Origin of the sequence: Bradyrhizobium sp. STM 3561 (assembly GCF_045571455.1) — a bacterium.
Taxonomy (GTDB): Bacteria; Pseudomonadota; Alphaproteobacteria; order Rhizobiales; family Xanthobacteraceae; genus Bradyrhizobium; species Bradyrhizobium vignae.
The window spans coordinates 4,992,709-5,011,034 of sequence record NZ_CP120695.1; the positions used below are offsets into that span (position 1 = coordinate 4,992,709).

At 65.1% G+C, this 18,326-nt stretch carries 21 protein-coding genes; 9 read left to right on the top strand and 12 right to left on the bottom strand.

Features of this window, described 5'->3' with window-relative positions:
* Window positions 1-104: 104 nt before the first annotated feature.
* The 4 genes from kdpB to P6U28_RS23670 are packed head-to-tail and all read right to left on the bottom strand — an operon-like array spanning window position 105 to window position 4,259.
* On the bottom strand, window positions 105-2,222 hold the full coding sequence (kdpB, locus tag P6U28_RS23655; RefSeq protein ID WP_407120012.1) for a potassium-transporting ATPase subunit KdpB: 2,118 nt from the start codon (window positions 2,220-2,222) through the stop codon (window positions 105-107).
* Window positions 2,223-2,246: 24 nt separating this feature from the next.
* Window positions 2,247-3,950 (bottom strand): potassium-transporting ATPase subunit KdpA, encoded by a 1,704-nt coding sequence (gene kdpA, locus P6U28_RS23660; protein WP_407120013.1) that lies wholly within the window; start codon window positions 3,948-3,950, stop codon window positions 2,247-2,249.
* 40 nt (window positions 3,951-3,990) lie between these two features.
* Window positions 3,991-4,080 (bottom strand): K(+)-transporting ATPase subunit F, encoded by a 90-nt coding sequence (locus P6U28_RS23665; RefSeq protein WP_091879689.1) that lies wholly within the window; start codon window positions 4,078-4,080, stop codon window positions 3,991-3,993.
* An 11-nt stretch (window positions 4,081-4,091) separates the two neighbouring features.
* Window positions 4,092-4,259 (bottom strand): hypothetical protein, encoded by a 168-nt coding sequence (locus P6U28_RS23670; protein WP_407120014.1) that lies wholly within the window; start codon window positions 4,257-4,259, stop codon window positions 4,092-4,094.
* 207 nt (window positions 4,260-4,466) lie between these two features.
* On the opposite strand from P6U28_RS23670, the gene P6U28_RS23675 reads away from it, so the two are divergent.
* The 4 genes from P6U28_RS23675 to P6U28_RS23690 all read left to right on the top strand — a co-directional run bounded on the left by P6U28_RS23675 (window position 4,467) and on the right by P6U28_RS23690 (window position 7,479).
* Window positions 4,467-4,934, top strand: a complete 468-nt coding sequence (locus tag P6U28_RS23675; RefSeq protein ID WP_407120015.1) for a hypothetical protein — start codon at window positions 4,467-4,469, stop codon at window positions 4,932-4,934.
* A 6-nt stretch (window positions 4,935-4,940) separates the two neighbouring features.
* Window positions 4,941-5,069 carry a hypothetical protein gene (locus P6U28_RS23680; protein ID WP_283809952.1) on the top strand — a complete coding sequence of 43 codons (129 nt, stop codon included), beginning with the start codon at window positions 4,941-4,943 and terminating at the stop codon, window positions 5,067-5,069.
* 166 nt (window positions 5,070-5,235) lie between these two features.
* Window positions 5,236-5,871, top strand: coding sequence for a uracil phosphoribosyltransferase (upp, locus tag P6U28_RS23685; protein WP_407120016.1), 636 nt, complete (start codon window positions 5,236-5,238; stop codon window positions 5,869-5,871).
* A 33-nt stretch (window positions 5,872-5,904) separates the two neighbouring features.
* On the top strand, window positions 5,905-7,479 hold the full coding sequence (locus P6U28_RS23690; protein ID WP_407120017.1) for an AMP-binding protein: 1,575 nt from the start codon (window positions 5,905-5,907) through the stop codon (window positions 7,477-7,479).
* A 32-nt stretch (window positions 7,480-7,511) separates the two neighbouring features.
* On the opposite strand, the gene P6U28_RS23695 is transcribed toward P6U28_RS23690, so the two are convergent.
* Entirely contained in the window at window positions 7,512-8,678 is a 1,167-nt protein-coding gene (locus tag P6U28_RS23695) for an acyl-CoA dehydrogenase family protein (protein ID WP_092297474.1), read from the bottom strand.
* Window positions 8,679-8,857: 179 nt separating this feature from the next.
* On the opposite strand from P6U28_RS23695, the gene P6U28_RS23700 reads away from it, so the two are divergent.
* Complete coding sequence (locus P6U28_RS23700; protein ID WP_407120019.1) at window positions 8,858-9,361, top strand: MaoC family dehydratase; 504 nt, start codon at window positions 8,858-8,860, stop codon at window positions 9,359-9,361.
* Window positions 9,361-10,212 carry an HpcH/HpaI aldolase/citrate lyase family protein gene (locus P6U28_RS23705; protein ID WP_407120020.1) on the top strand — a complete coding sequence of 284 codons (852 nt, stop codon included), beginning with the start codon at window positions 9,361-9,363 and terminating at the stop codon, window positions 10,210-10,212. The genes P6U28_RS23700 and P6U28_RS23705 overlap by 1 nt, the downstream gene beginning before the upstream one ends.
* A 48-nt stretch (window positions 10,213-10,260) precedes the next feature.
* On the opposite strand, the gene P6U28_RS23710 is transcribed toward P6U28_RS23705, so the two are convergent.
* Both P6U28_RS23710 and P6U28_RS23715 read right to left on the bottom strand, forming a co-directional pair.
* Window positions 10,261-10,644, bottom strand: coding sequence for a hypothetical protein (locus P6U28_RS23710; RefSeq protein WP_407120021.1), 384 nt, complete (start codon window positions 10,642-10,644; stop codon window positions 10,261-10,263).
* Between the two features lie 146 nt (window positions 10,645-10,790).
* Window positions 10,791-11,588, bottom strand: a complete 798-nt coding sequence (locus P6U28_RS23715) for a fumarylacetoacetate hydrolase family protein (protein ID WP_122401822.1) — start codon at window positions 11,586-11,588, stop codon at window positions 10,791-10,793.
* A gap of 196 nt (window positions 11,589-11,784) precedes the next feature.
* Between P6U28_RS23715 and P6U28_RS23720 the strand changes: the two genes are divergently transcribed.
* Window positions 11,785-12,006, top strand: coding sequence for a hypothetical protein (locus P6U28_RS23720; protein ID WP_376707291.1), 222 nt, complete (start codon window positions 11,785-11,787; stop codon window positions 12,004-12,006).
* Window positions 12,003-12,179 (top strand): hypothetical protein, encoded by a 177-nt coding sequence (locus P6U28_RS23725; protein ID WP_164936970.1) that lies wholly within the window; start codon window positions 12,003-12,005, stop codon window positions 12,177-12,179. Before P6U28_RS23720 ends, P6U28_RS23725 begins: the two co-directional genes overlap by 4 nt.
* A gap of 80 nt (window positions 12,180-12,259) precedes the next feature.
* Here P6U28_RS23725 and P6U28_RS23730 read toward each other — a convergent pair whose 3' ends face one another.
* From P6U28_RS23730 to P6U28_RS23745, 4 genes are all read right to left on the bottom strand, one after another.
* Complete coding sequence (locus tag P6U28_RS23730; protein WP_407120022.1) at window positions 12,260-13,369, bottom strand: trypsin-like peptidase domain-containing protein; 1,110 nt, start codon at window positions 13,367-13,369, stop codon at window positions 12,260-12,262.
* Between the two features lie 161 nt (window positions 13,370-13,530).
* Complete coding sequence (locus P6U28_RS23735; protein WP_129144054.1) at window positions 13,531-13,872, bottom strand: hypothetical protein; 342 nt, start codon at window positions 13,870-13,872, stop codon at window positions 13,531-13,533.
* A gap of 89 nt (window positions 13,873-13,961) precedes the next feature.
* Entirely contained in the window at window positions 13,962-14,453 is a 492-nt protein-coding gene (locus tag P6U28_RS23740; RefSeq protein ID WP_122401820.1) for an Hsp20/alpha crystallin family protein, read from the bottom strand.
* Between the two features lie 74 nt (window positions 14,454-14,527).
* Window positions 14,528-14,989 carry an Hsp20 family protein gene (locus P6U28_RS23745; protein ID WP_122401819.1) on the bottom strand — a complete coding sequence of 154 codons (462 nt, stop codon included), beginning with the start codon at window positions 14,987-14,989 and terminating at the stop codon, window positions 14,528-14,530.
* Between the two features lie 366 nt (window positions 14,990-15,355).
* On the opposite strand from P6U28_RS23745, the gene P6U28_RS23750 reads away from it, so the two are divergent.
* Window positions 15,356-16,855: a hypothetical protein gene (locus P6U28_RS23750; RefSeq protein ID WP_407120023.1), complete on the top strand. Its 1,500-nt coding sequence runs from the start codon at window positions 15,356-15,358 to the stop codon at window positions 16,853-16,855.
* Here the strand turns inward: P6U28_RS23750 and P6U28_RS23755 are convergent.
* On the bottom strand, window positions 16,844-18,145 hold the full coding sequence (locus tag P6U28_RS23755; protein ID WP_407120024.1) for an MFS transporter: 1,302 nt from the start codon (window positions 18,143-18,145) through the stop codon (window positions 16,844-16,846). The genes P6U28_RS23750 and P6U28_RS23755 overlap by 12 nt on opposite strands.
* Window positions 18,146-18,326: the final 181 nt, after the last annotated feature.

The window sequence follows — 18,326 nt, forward strand, 5'->3', positions numbered from 1 at the left end:
GTGCTTCTCCTATTTCTTTCGTCATTGCGAGCGAAGCGAAGCAATCCAGCGTCCTTCTGAGGCAGTCTGGATTGTTTCGTCGCTTCGCTCCTTGCAATGACGCGTTAGGCCAAATGCAAGGCGACGACGACGAGGTCGATCGCCTTGATACCGATGAAGGGAACGACGATGCCGCCAAGCCCGTAGATCAAGAGGTTACGCCGGAGCAGCGCACCGGCACCGACCGCGCGATAGGCAACGCCTTTCAGCGCCAGCGGGATCAGCGCAATGATGACGAGCGCATTGAAGATGATCGCCGACAGGATGGCGCTCTGCGGGCTCGACAGGTTCATGACGTTGATCACGCCAAGCTGGGGATAGAACGCCAGGAACATCGCCGGGATGATCGCAAAATATTTTGCGACGTCGTTGGCGATCGAGAACGTCGTCAGCGCGCCGCGCGTCATCAAGAGCTGCTTGCCGATCTCGACCACCTCGATCAGCTTGGTCGGGTTGGAGTCGAGATCGACCATGTTGCCGGCTTCGCGCGCGGCCTGGGTGCCGGTGTTCATGGCGACACCGACATCGGCCTGGGCGAGCGCCGGCGCGTCATTGGTGCCGTCGCCGCACATCGCAACCAGCTTGCCCTTGGCCTGCTCGTCGCGGATCAGCTTAAGCTTGTCCTCTGGAGTTGCCTGCGCCAGGAAATCGTCGACGCCGGCCTCCGCCGCGATGGCAGCGGCGGTCATCGGATTGTCGCCGGTAATCATGATGGTGCGGATGCCCATGCGGCGCAGTTCGGCGAAGCGCTCGCGAATGCCGCCCTTGACGATATCCTTGAGCTGAACGATTCCGAGCAGCTTGCCGTCCTTGGCGACAGCCAGCGGTGTGCCGCCCGATTTGGCGACTTCGTCGGCAATGGCGCTGATCTCGCGGCCGGCCTCGGACAAAGCCGCGGGCTGCAAGGCCCGTGCCGCGTTGCCCGAGGCGATCGCGATCGGCGCGCCGCCGCCGATATGGTTGAGGATGGCATCGACCGCACCCTTGCGCACCGACGAGCCGCCGGCGTTGACGCCGCTCATGCGGGTCTGCGCCGTGAACGGAACGAAGGTCGCTCCCAGCTCGGCCATGTCGCGGCCACGGATCCCGTACTTCTCCTTGGCGAGCACGACGATGGAGCGGCCTTCCGGCGTCTCGTCCGCGAGCGAGGCGAGCTGGGCGGCATCGGCCAACTCCTGCTCGGTGACACCGCGCACGGGACGAAAGGCGGTCGCCTGCCGATTGCCGAGCGTGATGGTGCCGGTCTTGTCGAGCAGCAGCGTGTCGACATCACCGGCAGCTTCGACCGCGCGGCCGGACATGGCGAGCACGTTGAAGCGCACCAGGCGGTCCATGCCGGCGATGCCGATCGCCGACAACAGCGCGCCGATCGTGGTCGGGATCAGCGTCACGAACAGCGCGACCAGCACGATCACGGAGATCGAGCCGCCGGCATAGGCCGCGTAGCTCGGAATGGTCACGGTGGCGAACACGAAGATGATGGTGAGGCCGGCGAGCAGGATGTTGAGCGCGATCTCGTTCGGCGTCTTCTGCCGCTCGGCGCCCTCGACCAGCTTGATCATGCGGTCGATGAAGGTCGAGCCCTGCGCGGCGGTGATGCGGACGCGGATCCAGTCCGACAGCACCTGCGTGCCGCCGGTCACCGCCGAACGGTCGCCGCCGGATTCGCGGATCACGGGCGCGGACTCGCCGGTGATGGCAGCCTCGTTGACGGAGGCGACGCCCTCGATCACTTCACCGTCCGATGGGATCGTGTCGCCCGCCTCGACCAGCACGAGATCGCCGACCTTCAGGCTCGTGCCTGATACGAGCTTGTAGTCGCGGCCCGCGCCGCTCAGGAGCTTGGCCTGGCTCTCGGTGCGGGTCTTGCGCAGCGTCTCGGCCTGCGCCTTGCCCCGGCCCTCGGCCACCGCTTCGGCAAGGTTTGCGAACAGCACGGTGAACCACAGCCAGAGGATGATCTGGAAGGTGAAGGCGAGATTTTCCCCGCCGATGACGAGGTCGCGGACGAAGATCACGGTGGTGAGCGCGGCCACGATCTCGACCACGAACATCACGGGGTTCTTGATCATGGACCGCGGATCGAGCTTGGTGAAGGCTGCACCGATGGCGGGCATCACGATCCTGGGATCCAGCATCGCCGAGACCGGCATGCGCTTGTTGGGTTTATGGACGGGTTCCATGGAGGTCACTCCGAAAGAGCTGGATCAGAAGACGTTGCCGGCGTTCATCGCGAGGTGCTCGACAATGGGGCCGAGCGCGAGCGCCGGGAAGAAGGTCAGGCCGCCCATGATCAGGATGACGCCGACGACGAGGCCGACGAACAGGCCGCCGGTGGTCGGAAAGGTCCCCATCGACGGCGGAATGGATTTCTTCTCCGCCAGCGATCCCGCGATCGCCATCGCCGGCACGATCATGAAGAAGCGGCCGACGAACATGGCAACGCCACCGGTCAGATTGTAGAACGGCGTATTACCGGTGAGGCCCGCAAAGGCGGAGCCGTTATTGGCGGTCTGGGAGGTATAGGCATAGAGCACTTCGGCGAAACCGTGTGGGCCGGCATTGGCCATCGACGCCACGGCCGGCGGCAGCACCACGGCGACGGCGGTCCAGCCGAGAATCATCAGGGGCAGGACGAGAATGGCGAGCATCGCCATCTTGACCTCACGCGCCTCGATCTTCTTGCCGACATATTCCGGCGTGCGGCCGACCATCAGGCCTGCGACGAAGATCGCGAGGATGACGAACAGCAGCATGCCGTACATACCGGCGCCGACGCCGCCGACGATGATTTCGCCGAGCTCCATGTTGATCAGCGGGATCATGCCGCCGAGCGCGGTGAAACTGTCGTGCATGGCGTTCACCGCGCCGCACGAAGCGGCGGTGGTGATGACCGCGAACAGCGCGGACGCAACGATGCCGAAGCGGACTTCCTTGCCCTCCATGTTGCCCCCGGTCAGGCCCAGCGCCTGGAGCGTCGAGGTGCCTTGAGCCTCCGCCCAGTAGGCGACGGCGACGCCCGCGACGAACAGCACGCCCATTACTGCGAGGATCGCCCAGCCCTGGCGCTGGTTGCCGACCATGCGGCCGAACACGTTGGTCAGCGCCGCACCGAGCACGAAGGTCGACAGCATCTGCACGAAATTCGACAGCGCGGTCGGATTTTCGAACGGGTGCGCGGCATTGGCGTTGAAGAAGCCGCCGCCATTGGTCCCCAGCATCTTGATCGCGACCTGCGAGGCGACCGGACCGACCGCAATGGTCTGCTTGGTGCCTTCGAGCGTGGTCGCTTCGACGTAGTTGCCCAGCGTCTGCGGCATGCCCCGCCAGACCAGGAACAGCGCGAACACGACGCAGATCGGCAGCAGGATGTAGAGCGTGCAGCGGGTCACATCGACCCAGAAATTGCCGACGGTGCGCATGGATGCACGGGCAAAGCCGCGGATCAGCGCCACCGCGAGCACGATGCCGGTCGCCGCCGACAGGAAATTCTGGTGCGTGAGGCCGACCATCTGGGTCAGATAGGAGAGCGTGCTCTCGCCGGCGTAGTTCTGCCAGTTGGTGTTGGTGATGAAGGAGATCGCGGTGTTGAAGGACAGATCCTCGGCGACCGCGGACTGCCCGGCCGGATTGAACGGCAGCACGGCCTGGAGCCGCATGAGGCCGTAGATGATGAGAAAGCCGCCGACATGGAACAGCAGCATGGCGACCGTGTAGGTCAGCCAGTGCTGCTCGCGCTTCTCGTCGACGCCGGAGATCCGGTAGATGCCGGCTTCGATCGGGCGCAGCACCGGCGACAGGAACGTCCGCTCGCCGCTGAAGACGCGCGTCATGTACCAGCCGAGCGGCTTGGCCAGCGCGACGATGATGGCACAATAGAGAATGATCTGGAGCCAACCGATCACGGTCATGGAGAGAGCCTTTGTGGAATCGCGTTAGAGCGGCGCCCGCTCAGAACCGTTCGGGCCGCAGCAGCGCGTAGGTGAGATACATCAGGAGGCCGAACGAGACGGCGCCGGCGAGCGCATAATCGAAGATCATGGTCCGCTCCCTCAAAGCCGTTCGCAGGCGTAGGTATAGCCGACCGCGAGCGCGAAGAAGACAAAGCCCAGCGCCAGCATCAGAATGTCCATCATGGAGATGATCCTCGTCGTGTCCTTATGTCCGGCAATTATTCTCGGCCTGCCGGCGGCACGACGCTGAGGTGCCACCGCGGACATAGGTTTTCGAGACGGAGGCCGCGGCGAAGTTATAGGAATCTCATAAAGGCCGGCGAGCCGGCTTGCCGTGGTCGGTCGGGCAAGTGCATCCGCGCCTTTATGAAATCCTTATATCTTCCGCCCCTTTCTCACCTCGTTTTCAAATGCCGTTCCAGCCATCTTGGACACGCCGGCCGACTGACCGAGGCAGATGTCCACGAGGCCCAAGTGACCGCCGCTCTCGAACGCCGTGATCTGCTCTTGCTGGGTGAACGCATTCGCGCCGCGAGCGCAGCGACTCGGCCGTTGATGATCGAGATCATCGATAGGGCGTGCCGACGCTTGCCCTCGCTCAGGCAAAGCGCAGGCACCGCGCGCGTCATGAGCCTGATCGACGTCGAGGCTTGGGCCGATGCCGCGCTCGCATTGATGGAGCTCGAGCTGCCGCTTTGGCAGGTCCGCCGTATCGCCTATGACGATGGGGAGTGGCATTGCGCCCTGTCGCGCCAACGCGAACTGCCGGACTGGCTGGACTCCGCGGTGGAGGGCCGCCATGCCGACCTTGCGCTCTCTCTGATGTCGGCCTTTGCCGAGGTGCAGGTGCTGACCGCGGAGGCAGCCCGGCCGAGCGTTCCCTCTGTTCGTCCGGCCCGCGATCCGCTCTACGAGCCGATCGGCTGCGACAATGTCGGTTAAACGCGCATGCAGACCGGCACGCGAAATCTGGAGCGGGTGGTCACCGTTATCGTCTTGACGATGACGCTGAGCATGATCTGGGGCGCCGTGCTGACGCTCGTGATCGCGCTGGCAGCACGCGGCCTGGGCGTTTAGGATCGCGGCGCCGCGCGCGGCAACGGCTCGCGCGCTGACCATGGCTGCCTTTGAAGCGAGCAACCGCGCGCGCAGCGCAGTCGCAATGCCGGGTTGAGGCAAGCTGTCCCGCGGAAAAGGCCTGCCCGATCTGGCGCAATTTCACGGAACCGTGTAGATCGGTTTCATGAGCACAAGCAGCGTCAACGTCGTCGTCCACCCCCTGGTCCAGCACAAGCTCTCCCTGATGCGGGAGAAGGATCGCTCGACCAAGAGCTTTCGCGAGATCCTGAACGAGATCGGGATGCTGCTCTGCTACGAGGTGACGCGTGACCTGCCGCTGGAGCTGGTCGAGATAGAGACGCCGATCGCGCCAATGCAGGCGCCGAAGATCGCCGGCAAGAAGCTCACGCTGGCGCCGATCCTGCGCGCCGGCGTCGGCTTCCTCGACGGCATGCTCGCCTTGATGCCTTCGGCGCGCATCGCCCATATCGGGCTCTACCGCGACCCCGAGACGTTGCAGGCCGTGGAATATTACTTCAAGGCGCCGCAGGACCTGTCCGACCGCACCGTGATCCTGATGGACCCGATGCTGGCGACCGGCAATTCGGCCTGCGCCGGCGCCTCACTGCTCAAGGCCCGCGGCGCCCGCGACATCCGCTTCGTCTGCCTTCTGGCCGCGCCCGAGGGCATCGCCCAGTTCCAGAGCGAGCATCCCGACGTGCCGATCTGGACCGCCGCAATCGACGAGCGGCTCAACGACCATGGCTACATCGTGCCGGGCCTGGGCGATGCCGGCGACCGGATGTTCGGCACCAAGTAGACAGGTTTGCGCGGGCGCGTTACTCCAGTCGGCATGAGCGCCGACGCTTTTTCGCTGCAATCGCTGATCCGGATCGAGACCGCCGCCGATCCTGCCTTCGTATTCGACGCCACACTCTTCTCCCGCGTGGAATTCTCGGCAAAGGTCGAGCAGACCGCCGCCTGGCTCGCCGCGCAGGGCATCGGCAAGGGCGACGTCGTCGCGGTCTGGCTGGTCAACCGGGTCGAATGGCTCGCACTGCTGTTCGCCGCCGCACGGCTCGGCGCGGTCGTCGCCGCCGTCAACACGCGCTACCGCAGCGCGGAAGTCGCGCATCTGCTTCGCGTGTCCGGTGCGAAGCTCATGGTGGTCGAGGCCGCATTCCGCTCGATCGATTTTGCCGCCATCCTCGCAGGCATCACCAAAGACGAGGTGCCGGCGCTGCAAAGGCTCGCGGTGGTTGGCGCGGATGCGATCCCGGCACACTGGCCCTGCGTGCGGTTCGACGCGTTTGAGAAACCCTATCCACCGGCTCCGCCGGCCCAGGACGACGTCGACCTGCCCGTGCTGCTCTACACGACGTCAGGCACCACCAAGGGCCCGAAGCTGGTCGCGCATTCGCAGCGGACGCTGGCGACGCACGCCGCCTCCGTCGCCCGCGCGCTCCAACTCGATCACCGGCGTCATTCGCTGCTGGCGATGCTGCCGTTCTGCGGCACGTTCGGCATGACGAGCCTGCTCGGCTTCATCGCAGCCGGCGCGACCATCCATGTGCTCGACGCCTTCGAAGCCGCGCCGGCCCTCAAGATTCTCAGCGCGTGCAGGATCACGCATTCCTTCGGCTCCGACGAGATGTTCCGGCGCATTCTCGCCCTCACCGATGCGCCGCGCCCATTTCCATATCTCGAAGTCTGTGGCTTCGCCGCGTTCCAGCCCGGCTGGCGCGAGCTGGCAGTCGAAGCAGAGGCGCGCGGCATGAAGCTGTTCGGCCTCTACGGCTCGAGCGAGGTGCAGGCGCTGTTCTCGATCGGCCGCACCGGTGATGCCTTCGCCGACCGCATCGAGGGTGGCGGCTGGCCGATGTCGCCTGACGCGCAAGTCCGCGTACGCGATGTCGAGACCGGCGAGCTTGCGCCCCAAGGCGTGCCCGGCGAGATCGAGATCAGCGCGCCGTCACGCTTCCTCGGCTACTTCAACAATCCCGCGGCAACGCATGAAGCGATCACCGCCGACGGGTTCTTCCGCACCGGGGACATCGGCCGGCTGCGCGGCGACGGCTCCTTTGTCTACGAGACGCGCGCCGGCGATGCGATGCGGCTCGGCGGCTTCCTGGTCGCGCCCGGCGAAATCGAGGACGAGCTCAAATCCTGCACCGGTGTCGCCGACGCCCAGGTCGTCGCGGTCGATCTCAGGGGTCAGGCACGCTGCGTCGCCTTCGTGATAACGGCTGGAGATCCACCGCGACAGGAGGCGCTGACCGCTCATCTGCGCGAACGGCTCGCCGGCTACAAGGTGCCGGCCCGGATCTATGTCGTGGACGCCTTCCCCGTCACCGACAGCGCCAACGGCGTCAAGATCCAACGCGCCAGGCTTCGTGCCATGGCGATGGAACGCATCGCCGCCGAATAAGCCGGCCTGTTTGGTTGCGCCGCGAGACTCGTTCAGTAGGACTTCGCGAGCCCCAGCACCTTTTCCGCGATGAAGCTGAGTGCGAGCTGCGGGCTGACCGGCGCAATGCGCGGGATCAGCACCTCGCGCAAATAGCGTTCGACATGGAATTCCTTGGCATAACCGAAGCCGCCATGGGTCATTACCGCCTGCTCACAGGCCGAGAAGCCCGCCTCGCCCGCCAGATATTTCGCGGCATTGGCCGCAGCGCCGCACGGCATGCCCTTGTCGTACTGCCACGCCGCCGACATCACCATCAGCCAGGCCGCTTCGAGCTCGACCCAGTTCACCGCGAGCGGATGCTGGATGCCCTGGTTCTTGCCGATCGGGCGGTTGAACACGGTGCGCGTCTTGGCGTACTCCGTCGCGCGCGACAGCGCGAGCTTGCCGAGACCCACGGCTTCGGCCGCAATCAGGATGCGCTCGGGGTTCATCCCTTCGAGAATGTACTGGAAGCCTTTGCCTTCCTCGCCGATCCGATCCTCCATCGGGATTTCAAAGTCCTCGAAGAACAGCTCGTTGGAATCGACGATCTTGCGGCCCATCTTCTCGATTTCGTGGACCTTGATCCTGTTGCGGTCGAAATCGGTATAGAACAGGCTGAGGCCGTGGGTGGGCGAGCGCACCTCCTCCAGCGGGGTGGTGCGCGCCAGCAGCAGGATCTTGTGCGCGACCTGTGCGGTCGAGATCCACACTTTCTGGCCGTTGACGATGTAGCGGTCGTTCTTGGCGACCGCGCGGGTCTTGAGCTGCGTGGTGTTGAGTCCCGTGTTGGGCTCGGTGACGGCGAAGCACGCCTTCTCGCGGCCTTCGACCATCGGCGGCAGCATGCGCCTGCGCTGCTCCTCGGTGCCGAACACGACCACCGGATTGAGCCCGAATACGTTGATATGCACGGCCGAGGCACCGGACATGCCGGCGCCGGACTCCGCGATGGTACGCATCATGATCGCGGCTTCCGTGATGCCGAGCCCGGAGCCGCCGTATTCCTCCGGCACGCAGATGCCGAGCCAGCCGGCGTCCGCCAGCGCCTTGTGGAAGTCGTGCGGGAAGCCGCCGTCGTGATCCTTCTTCAGCCAGTAGGCATCGGGAAAGCCCTCGCAGATCTTGGCGATCGCGTCGCGAATGGCTTCCTGCTGATCGGTGAGCGCGAAATCCATGTTCTTGATCTCCTCCTTGGGAGCCGCGACCCCGCCATCTCCCTTGCCTTCGCGTTCCCCAACCAAGGCCACGACCTATTGCTGTGCCTCGGTCGCGCCTTTGCTCGCGTTCTTAGCTCGAAAAACTGGGCACAGATACGTGAATTTATCCGTAGACTGTGTGTACCATGCATAGGGTCATGCGGCGCGACGGTGCGAGCGCGCCGTTATTTCGCAGGGAGGAAACCGCGATGGCCGGACTTTATTTCGAAGACTTTTCCGTAGGCCAGGAGTTCAGGCATCCGCTGACCCGGACCGTTACGGAGATGGACAACACCATGTTCAGTCTGCTGACGCTCAATCCGCAACCGCTGCACATCGACGCCCATTTCGCCGCGAAGACCGAGTTCGGCCAGCGCATTTTCAACAGCCTTTACACCCTCGGCATCATGATCGGCATGACGGTCTATGATACGACCCTCGGGACCACCGTCGCCAATCTCGGGATGACCGACGTCACCTTTCCAAGGCCGGTCTTCCATGGCGACACCTTGCGGGCGACGACGAAGGTGCTCTCGGTGCGAGAATCCAAATCGCGGCCCACGGCCGGGATCGTCGAGTTCGAGCACCACGCCCTGAACCAGAACGACGAAATCGTCGGAAAATGCCGCCGCATGGCGATGATGCACAAGAGGCCGGTCTGATGCGTTCGATGCTGTTCGTGCCGGGCGATTCCCCGCGCAAGTTCGAGAAGGCGAGCGAAGGCAAGGCCGACGCGTTGATCATCGATCTCGAGGACTCCGTCGTCACAGAGAAAAAGGCGGAGGCGCGCGAGTTGACAGTTGCGATGCTGAAGAGCCGTCCCGGCCCACACCAGCTCTACGTCCGCGTCAATGCGCTGGATACCGGCATGACGCTGGCCGACCTCGCGGCGGTGATGCCGGGCAGGCCCGACGGCATCGTGCTGCCGAAATCGCAAGGCGGCGACGACGTGCGGCAGGTCGCGACCTGGCTCGAAGCGCTCGAGGCGGCAGCCGGCATCGAGATCGGCGCGACCCGCATCGTTTGCGTGGCGACGGAAACGGCCAGTTCGATCTTCGGGCTCGGCAGCTACAAGGGCTGCTCCCCTCGCCTTGCCGGGCTGATGTGGGGCGCTGAGGATCTCTCCGCCTCGCTTGGTGCCACCGAGAAAGCGAGCGGCGGCGTGTTCCACAGCCCCTATCGCCTCGCGCGCGATCTCTGCCTGATGGCCGCGGCCGCGGCCGAGGTCGCGGCCATCGACACGGTCTACACGGATATCGACAACCTCACTGGCCTCGAGCAGGAAACGCGCGCCGCGCGGCGCGATGGTTTTTCGGCAAAGGCGCTGATTCACCCTAAGCATGTCGACATCGTCAACGCGGCCTTCGAGCCGACGGACGCCGAACGCACATGGGCGGAGAAGGTCATCGCGGCGTTCGCGAGCAATCCCGATTCCGGCACGCTGCGGCTCGACGGCCAGATGATCGACAAGCCGCACCTTCGCGCCGCCAAGAAGATCCTCGGCCAGTCCTAGATCGGGACGAAGCCTCGCCAGACAGGCGAGGGCTTGAAGCTGCCGGCCTCAATCGAATCCCTGAACGGGCGGCGTCGAGGTCTGCGCCGGGACGGCAGGTGCGGCTTGAACCGGCGGGGCCGGATTGCCGGCAGCGCGCATCTGGCCGTTGGCTGCCATCGCCTCGCGCGTGCGCGACGGACCCCCGGTCGCGGCGGCGCGGCGCAGCGGCTGCCGGTGCCTTGCCGAGTGCGAACCTCTCGTGCCCCAGGAGCGGGCGATCGAAGGTCCGGCCGTGTAGCCGATCAAGGCTCCGGCGACCGCACCGACCGGGCCCAGCACGACCGCGCCCGATACCGCGCCCAGCGCCGCATCGCCCGCACGCTCCTGCGCAACCGCGCTCGCGGGCACGCAGGCCAGCATCGCGATAGCAGTGATCAGAGCTTTGTTCATCGGAGCGCCTCCCTCACGGGAATTCACTCGTTCTCAAATATGGCCGCACGAGGTTCACTTGCCGGCCAACAAAAGGCAATCGACCCGCGGAACTCGGCGATTCCTGAGCCTTCCGCTGCCAACTGGTGGTTGCGGCGGCATGGCAACTACACGATCTTGATCGACATGTCGGGCAGGCCCTCGAGCTTGCAGAGCAGCACGTCGCCCTTCACGACGGGGCCGACATTCTCGGGCGTGCCGGAATAGATGATGTCGCCGGCCTTCAGCTCGAACGCTTCCGACAGCTTCGCGATCTGCTCGGCCACGCTCCAGATCATCTTGCTGAGATCCGAGTTCTGCCGCACCGTACCATTGACGGCCAGCGAGATCGCGCCCTTCTCGAAATGACCGGTCTTGCTCGCTGGGTGAATCGGGCCAAGCACCGCGGCGTGGTCAAAGCTCTTGCCGATTTCCCAAGGCTTCTTCTCCGCGGCCATGCCGTTCTGGAGATCGCGCCGGGTCATGTCGAGGCCCAGGGCATAACCATAGACGTGGTCGAGCGCCTTATCGACCGGGATATTGGTGCCGCCGGACTTCAGCGCGGCGACCAGCTCGACCTCGTGATGATAATTCTTGGTCAGCGACGGATAGGGATGTTCGGCGACCTCACCGATCGCGACGTTCTGGATCGCGTCCGTCGGCTTCTGGAAGAAGAACGGCGGCTCGCGGTTCGGATCCGAGCCGCGCTCGATCGCATGTGCCGCATAGTTGCGCCCGATGCAGTAGATGCGGCGGACCTGAAACACCTGGCTCTCGCCGACGATCGGGATCGTGACCATCGGCACCGGGAAGATCGGCTTCGGTCCGGCCTGCGCCGCGGCCGGTGCGATCTCGGCCAGCGAAGCTGCGGTGGCCGCCGCCGCGGTTGCAATCAGGTCGCGTCGCGTCGGTGAGATCCTTCTCATGTCAGGTGCTTCCTTCCTTGTCCTTGGGCAGCGTCAAGCGCTCCGATCCGGCTGATAGTCGATCTTCAGCCTGCCAGCAACAAGGACTGGCACGGGCTTCGAGCATCTTGACACCGTTCACCCGCCGCATATTTTTTCGCCGAGAAGTTTCTCACCCTCGAAATCAAAGGACTTAACGCGACCGTCTGGAGAGACGATGATGCTCGATGAGAATCTGGCCCGCATTCGTGCGCACCGCAACAACATCCACCGCTACCGGCGCCTGCTGAAGACCAGGCTGTCGGAGCTGGAGCGCCATTTCATCGAGAGGCGCCTCGCAGAAGAGCAATCGGCGCTCGATGCCCTGACCGCAGCGATCTTTCCTGTCAGCTTCCGCGCCCCGGGAGCGCCGGCCAATGCGACGGGGATGGCGCAATGAACAGTCAGCGAGACCTGCTCATTCGAGGCAGCGAGAAGGTCATTGGCCATTACGAGCTGCTTCTTGCCAGCGCGAAGAGCGAGCATGAGCGCGAGCTCTATCGCCAGCGCATCGAACGCGAGCGGCGGCTTATCCGGGACCTGCAAGACGGGCTGGATCACCGCGCGGCCTGAGCTGGGAGATCATACGCCTGCGACCATTGCAGGGGACAAGCAAACCGCGCTTCCGTTCGCGGATTGCCGCTGCATCCGGTTCAGCGAACGAGGCGGTTGGGGCCCGCGAGCGCACTGCTCGGTTCGGCCGCTGGCGCCACCCTCACCGTGGCGGTGAGCGGCGTACCGTCGCGCAGCAGAGTAAGCTTCACATCCTCGCCGACGCGCGCAAGGCCGATCGTGTTGCGGAGCTGGGCGGCGGTGCGTATCGGGCGGTCGTCGGCGCCGGTGACGATATCTCCCTTGCGCAAGCCGGCCCTCTCTGCCGGCGAATCCGCGGCGATCTCGGCGACTACGGCGCCTTGATTCAGTCCCTTGTTGACTGACGGATGCAGGTCCTTCAGCGAAACGCCGATGCGGCCGCGCTCGACGCGCCCCTTGGCGATGATCTGCTCCATCACCTTGCGCGCCATGTTGACCGGAATGGCAAAGCCGATGCCGACATTGCCGCCCGCGGGTGAGATGATCGCCGAGTTGATGCCTACGAGTTCGCCGCGCAAGCTGACCAGCGCTCCGCCGGAATTGCCGGGATTGATAGCTGCATCGGTCTGGATGAAATCCTCATAGCCCTGCTTGCCGAGGCCGGTGCGCCCCAGCGCGCTGACGAGCCCCGATGTCACGGTCTGGCCGAGGCCGAAGGGATTGCCGATCGCAAGGACGAAATCACCGACCTCGAGCCCGTCGCTATCCCCGAAGGGAAGCGCCTTGAGCCCGGCCGGACTCTGGACCTGGAGCACCGCGACATCCGTGGGCGGATCACGGCCGATGACCTTGGCGGAAAACTGCCGGCCGTCCTTGGTCGTGATCTGAACCGCGGAGGTGCCTTCGACCACGTGATTGTTGGTCAGCACATAGCCGCGCTGGGCATCGACGATCACGCCGGAGCCGGTCGCATTGACCTCCTTCTCGATTTGCCGGGGAACGTCGAAGAACTCGCGGAAGAGCGGATCGCGATAGAGCGGGTTGTCCTCGCGCACGCGCCCGTGCACGGAAATGTTGACCACGGCGGGCGTGACCTGACGCACCAGCGGCGCCAGGGTCGGCACCGAGCCGCCGGTCTTCATATCCGGAATCTGGCCGGCGGCAGGCTGCGACGCTGTGAGCGTCAGCACCAGCAAGGCCAGGAAAAGCAGACGCACAGCATTCATCATCTTCACCTGCCGCTTGGTATTGTGTGGATATTCGAGACCTTGGTGGCTTCAGCCTTCGTCGCGTGGCGCGACGATCCAGCCCTGCAGAGCCAGAAGCGGAACGACCCAGGCTGCCGAGGATTGGCCGAGCAGCACGAGTCCGAGAACGGCGGGCGTAAACATCATGCGGCCTGCCTCTCCGCGGCGGCCCATGGCCGCCGCAGCCGCATCGGCACGCCGCCGCCGCGCGGTGGGTCGTCGTTGTCGTTGTCACCGTCACCGTCGAGCTTGCGCAGGGCGGCCAGAATGTCGGCGAGCCGGACCGTGTGGCTCATGCCGGGAATCTCGCGCAAGGCCGGACAGGATTCGACCGCGTACATGTCGGATGCCCAGGACGACAGGATGATGCGCTTCTCCGGCGTGGAGAGCTCCTCGGCATTCAGGACTTCGGTAGGCGAGTTGTAATGGGCCGCAGGGTGAAACAGCGGATTGAGAGTGCCGATATTGGTATTCACGTTGGTCATTGGCGGTGCCTCCCTCAAACTCCTTTCCATAGGGGACGGGGTTGTTGACTGCGGGACGGCGGGGCCAATCGCCGCCGCCCCGCTTGACACTAATGCGTATTGATCGCGATGCGCTTGACGCCTTCGCGCGCCTTCTCCGATTTCGGCAGCGACACGGTCAGGACGCCGTCCTTGAACGACGCCTCGGCCTTGTCCTCCTCGACGCCCTCCAGCGGGATCTGCCGCTCGAAGGCGCCGTAATAGCGCTCGGTGAAGTACCTGCCTTCGCCGTTGCGCTCCGCCTTCCTCTCGCCGCGGACTGTCAGGACGCCATTGGCGATCTCGACCTGGACGTCCTTCTCAGTCAGGCCGGGAAGCTCGGCCGAGATCGTCATCGTCTTGTCGGTCTCGCTGAGCTCGAGCTTCGGCCAGCCGAAGCGACCTTCCATCAGCGGCGACAGGCCGGTCCCGCCGAAGCCACGGAAGACGTCGTCGAACAGACGGTTCATCTCGCGGTGAAGCGTCAGGAACGGATCGAAATTGTCGCGCGCCGGCGCGAGCTCCTGGTTTCTCGACCAGGGAATGAGATCACGAAAAGCCATGGTTCTCTCCTTCATGCATCGGGAGCGCGGCCCGCGCATCCGCGCGCCGCGTCCGCCGTGGACCGATCGAGCGCTCAGGCTGCTTTCTTCTGCTCGATCTGCGATGCCGCAGGAGCGCCGCCCGCGATCGGAATCCGGCGCGGCTTCATCGCTTCCGGAACCTCGCGGACGAGGTCGATGATCAGGAGCCCGTCCTGGAACGAGGCCTGCTTGACCTGGACGTAATCGGCGAGATTGAACACACGCCGGAACGGACGCGCGGCGATGCCCTGGTACAGGTATTCGCGCGCAGCGGTCTCGGGCTTCTTGCCCTCGATGGTGAGCGCGTTCTGCTCGGCCGTCACGGTGATATCGCTGGCGCCGAAGCCTGCCACCGCAAGGCTGATCCGGTAGTGGTCTTCGCCGGAGCGCTCGATGTTGTAGGGGGGATAGTTGTCCTCGGTCGCCTGGCGCAGCGTGCTGTCGACGAGGTCGGCCAGGTGATCGAAGCCGATGGTGGAGCGCCACAGGGGCGCGAAGTCGAAACTGGTCCTCATAACCAAGTCCTCCAAAGAGCAAGATGGATACGAAGGAGCGCAAGGCGGGGATTCAGACGGGTCCGAAAAGACCAGCCCGGCGCCCGTGCCGGACCCGATTTTGGCATCCGGCACACCGCTCTCGCGGCGAAAAACGACTTAGAAAACCGGACATCGGTTTCAAGAGGGGGCCGAAGATTTTTTTGTGCCCCACCCTGGTCAATGGCGCCGGGGGCCCGTCCCTTTGCGCCGCGGTGGCCGGCCCCCGAGGCGCCGGCGGCGGGCACTCGGCGTCGATGATGCAGTAAAATTCAGATAAGTAAAATACAGGTAAATTGTCGATCTGGATAAAGGCCAGGGTTGCCTCTCATGCATCTGGACCGGCGCATGACGACGATCGCGCTGCTCGCGACCGTAACGATGTGCGCGGCGCACGCCGGCGGCGTTGCCATCTCGCCCTCCAATCTGAATGCGATCGGAACGATCGACGAGCGCTTTCAATCCTACAACATCGAGATGGTGGAGGTGACCGGCGGACGGTTCTGGCGGCCTTATCCGCCAATGGGACGTGCTTTCGATGGGCGGGATCGTTACAGCGGGCGACCGCCGATCGATCTCGCCAATGCGCGACTGCGCCTGCTCGCCGCGGCGTTGTCGCCGGCTTATCTGCGCGTGAGCGGCACCTGGGCCAATGCAACGTTCTTTGCCGAGGCGCCGGGAAAGCCGCCGCCGGGATATGGCTCGGTGCTCAGCCGCGCGCAGTGGCGCGGCGTCGTGGAGTTCGCGCGCGCTGTCGATGCGGAGATCGTCACGTCCTTTGCGATCAGTCCCGGCAGCCGCGATGCCAATGGCGTATGGAAGCCGGACCAGGCGCAGCAGCTGATCGACACCACGCGCGCGCAGGGTGGCCGCATCGCCGCGGCCGAATTCATGAACGAGCCGACGCTCGCAGCGACGGGCGGCGCACCGGCGGGCTATGACGCGACCGCCTATGGCCGCGACTTCAAGATCTTCCGCGACTGGATGCGGCGCGCCACGCCTGAGACGCTGATCCTCGGCCCCGGCTCGGTCGGCGATGCACCGTCGCCATCCGGGTCGGGCATCACCACACACGACCTGCTTGCCGCATCCGGTTCCGGCGTCGATCGTTTCTCCTATCACCATTACAACACGATCTCGCCGCGCTGCGGCGGGCACGATGATCCGGCGCAGGCCCTCTCGGAGGACTGGCTGGCGCGCACGGATGCGACGCTCGGCACTTATCAGGCCCTGCGCGACGCATTCGAGCCGGGCAAGCCGATCTGGCTGACCGAGACGGCCGATGCGGCCTGCGGCGGCAACCGATGGGATCGGACTTTTCTCGACACCTTCCGCTATGTCGACCAGCTCGGACGCCTGGCGAGGGCCGGCGTCCAGGTGGTGATGCACAACACGCTGGCCGCCAGCGATTACGGCCTGCTCGACGAAACGACGTTCCGGCCGCGGCCGAGCTACTGGGCCGCGCTGCTCTGGCGCCGGCTGATGGGAACGATTGTGCTCGACGCAGGAAAGGCTGCTCCGCGCGGTCTCCATCTCTATGCGCAGTGCCACCCGGCCGTGGCAGGTGCGGTGTCGCTGCTCGCAATCAACACCTCGCGTCGCATGTCACACGCGCTGACGCTTTCGGATTCCGCCGAACGGTACACGCTGCATGCGGCGCGGTTGCAGGGCACGGCTGTGCAGTTGAACGGCAAGAGGCTCGCGCTGACGACGGATGGCCAGCTGCCCCGGCTCGAGGCACGCGCAACGCCGCCGGGAGCAGTCAAGTTTGCGCCGGCGACCATCACCTTCCTGGTGTTTCCGAACGCTGCAAATCCCACTTGCTCGTCCGGGCGCTCAGGATCTTAGCGAATCCCGCGCCGTCTCCGGCGCCATCAGCGTCGCGACGATCGTCACGATCGACAGCGCGACGATGTAGACCGATACCGCCCAGTACGAGCCGGCCCACGCCAACAGCGCAGCCGCGATCAGCGGCGAGAAGCCGCCGCTCAGCGCCGCCGCGACGTTGGCGCCGAGCGAGGCCCCGCTGTAGCGCACTTGGGTGCGGAACAGCTCCGGCATGAACGCGGCCTTCGGCCCGAACAGCAGCGCATGGGTGAGAGTCATCGTGACGACGAGCGCGAGCGTGATCAGCGCCGGCTCCTTGCTGTCGAGGAACCAGAACAGCGGAAAGGCCAGCGCGACCGAGAAGACGCCGCCGGCGAGATACAGCGCCTTGCGTCCGAAGATGTCGGACAGCCAACCCGCGAGCGGCAAGGTCGCGAACTCGACGATCGCGGCATAGACCACGGCATCCAGGATCACCTGCCGTGGCAGACCGAGCTTGGTCGTCGCGTAGACCACCGTGAACACGGTGAGGAGATAAGCGAGCCCGACCTCCGACACCGTGATGCCGATCGCGAGCAGAAAGCTGCGCCAGTCGCGGCGCAGCACCTCGAGGGCCGGCTGCGCCAGCACCTCCTTGCGTTCGACGATCTCCTTGAAGTGAGGCGTCTCCGCGAGTTTGAGCCGCACGATGAAGCCGACGCCGACCAAGAGGATGCTGATCAGGAACGGCACGCGCCAGCCCCAGCCGAGGAAATCCGCCTCGGGCAGCTTCGTCATCAGGGCGAAGATGCCGGTGGAGGCAGCGACGCCGACGGGAAAGCCGACCTGCACCAGGCTGCCGTAGAAGCCGCGGCGATTGCCGGCGTGCTCGATCACCATCACGACCGCGCCGCTCCACTCGCCGCCGAGCCCGATGCCCTGAACGAAACGAAGGATCACGAGCAGGATCGGCGCCCAGACCCCGATCTGACCGTAGGTCGGCAGGCAGCCGATCAGGAAGGTGCCGAGTCCCATCGCGATCATGGTCGCAACCAGCATGGTCTTGCGGCCGAGCCGGTCGCCGTAATGCCCGATGATCGCGCCGCCGATCGGCCGCGCGACGAAGCCGACCGCGTAGGTCGAGAACGCCGCCAGCGTGCCGACGAACGGATCGAAGCTCGGGAAGAAGAGCTTGTTGAAGACCAGCGCGGCCGCCGTGCCGTAGATCAGGAAATCGTACCATTCGATGGCGGTGCCGAGCGCGCTCGCCCAGACCACATGCGCCGTCGTCGATCTCTCCGCCGCCGCGGAGACCCCCGTTGCCGTCGTCATGGCCTGCCCCAAAAGGTTCCACACGGCATAATGGCCAATCGTAGGTAGGGTTGCAACCTGCCCGCGCATTTGACTGCTCTCGCCCAGACGCTGCGCAGCACTGAAGGCGCGATGACGCGCGTCTTCGACGCACTATGGTGATGCGCTGTAGAGCCGGGGCCTGCGCTTCCTCAAGCAGCCC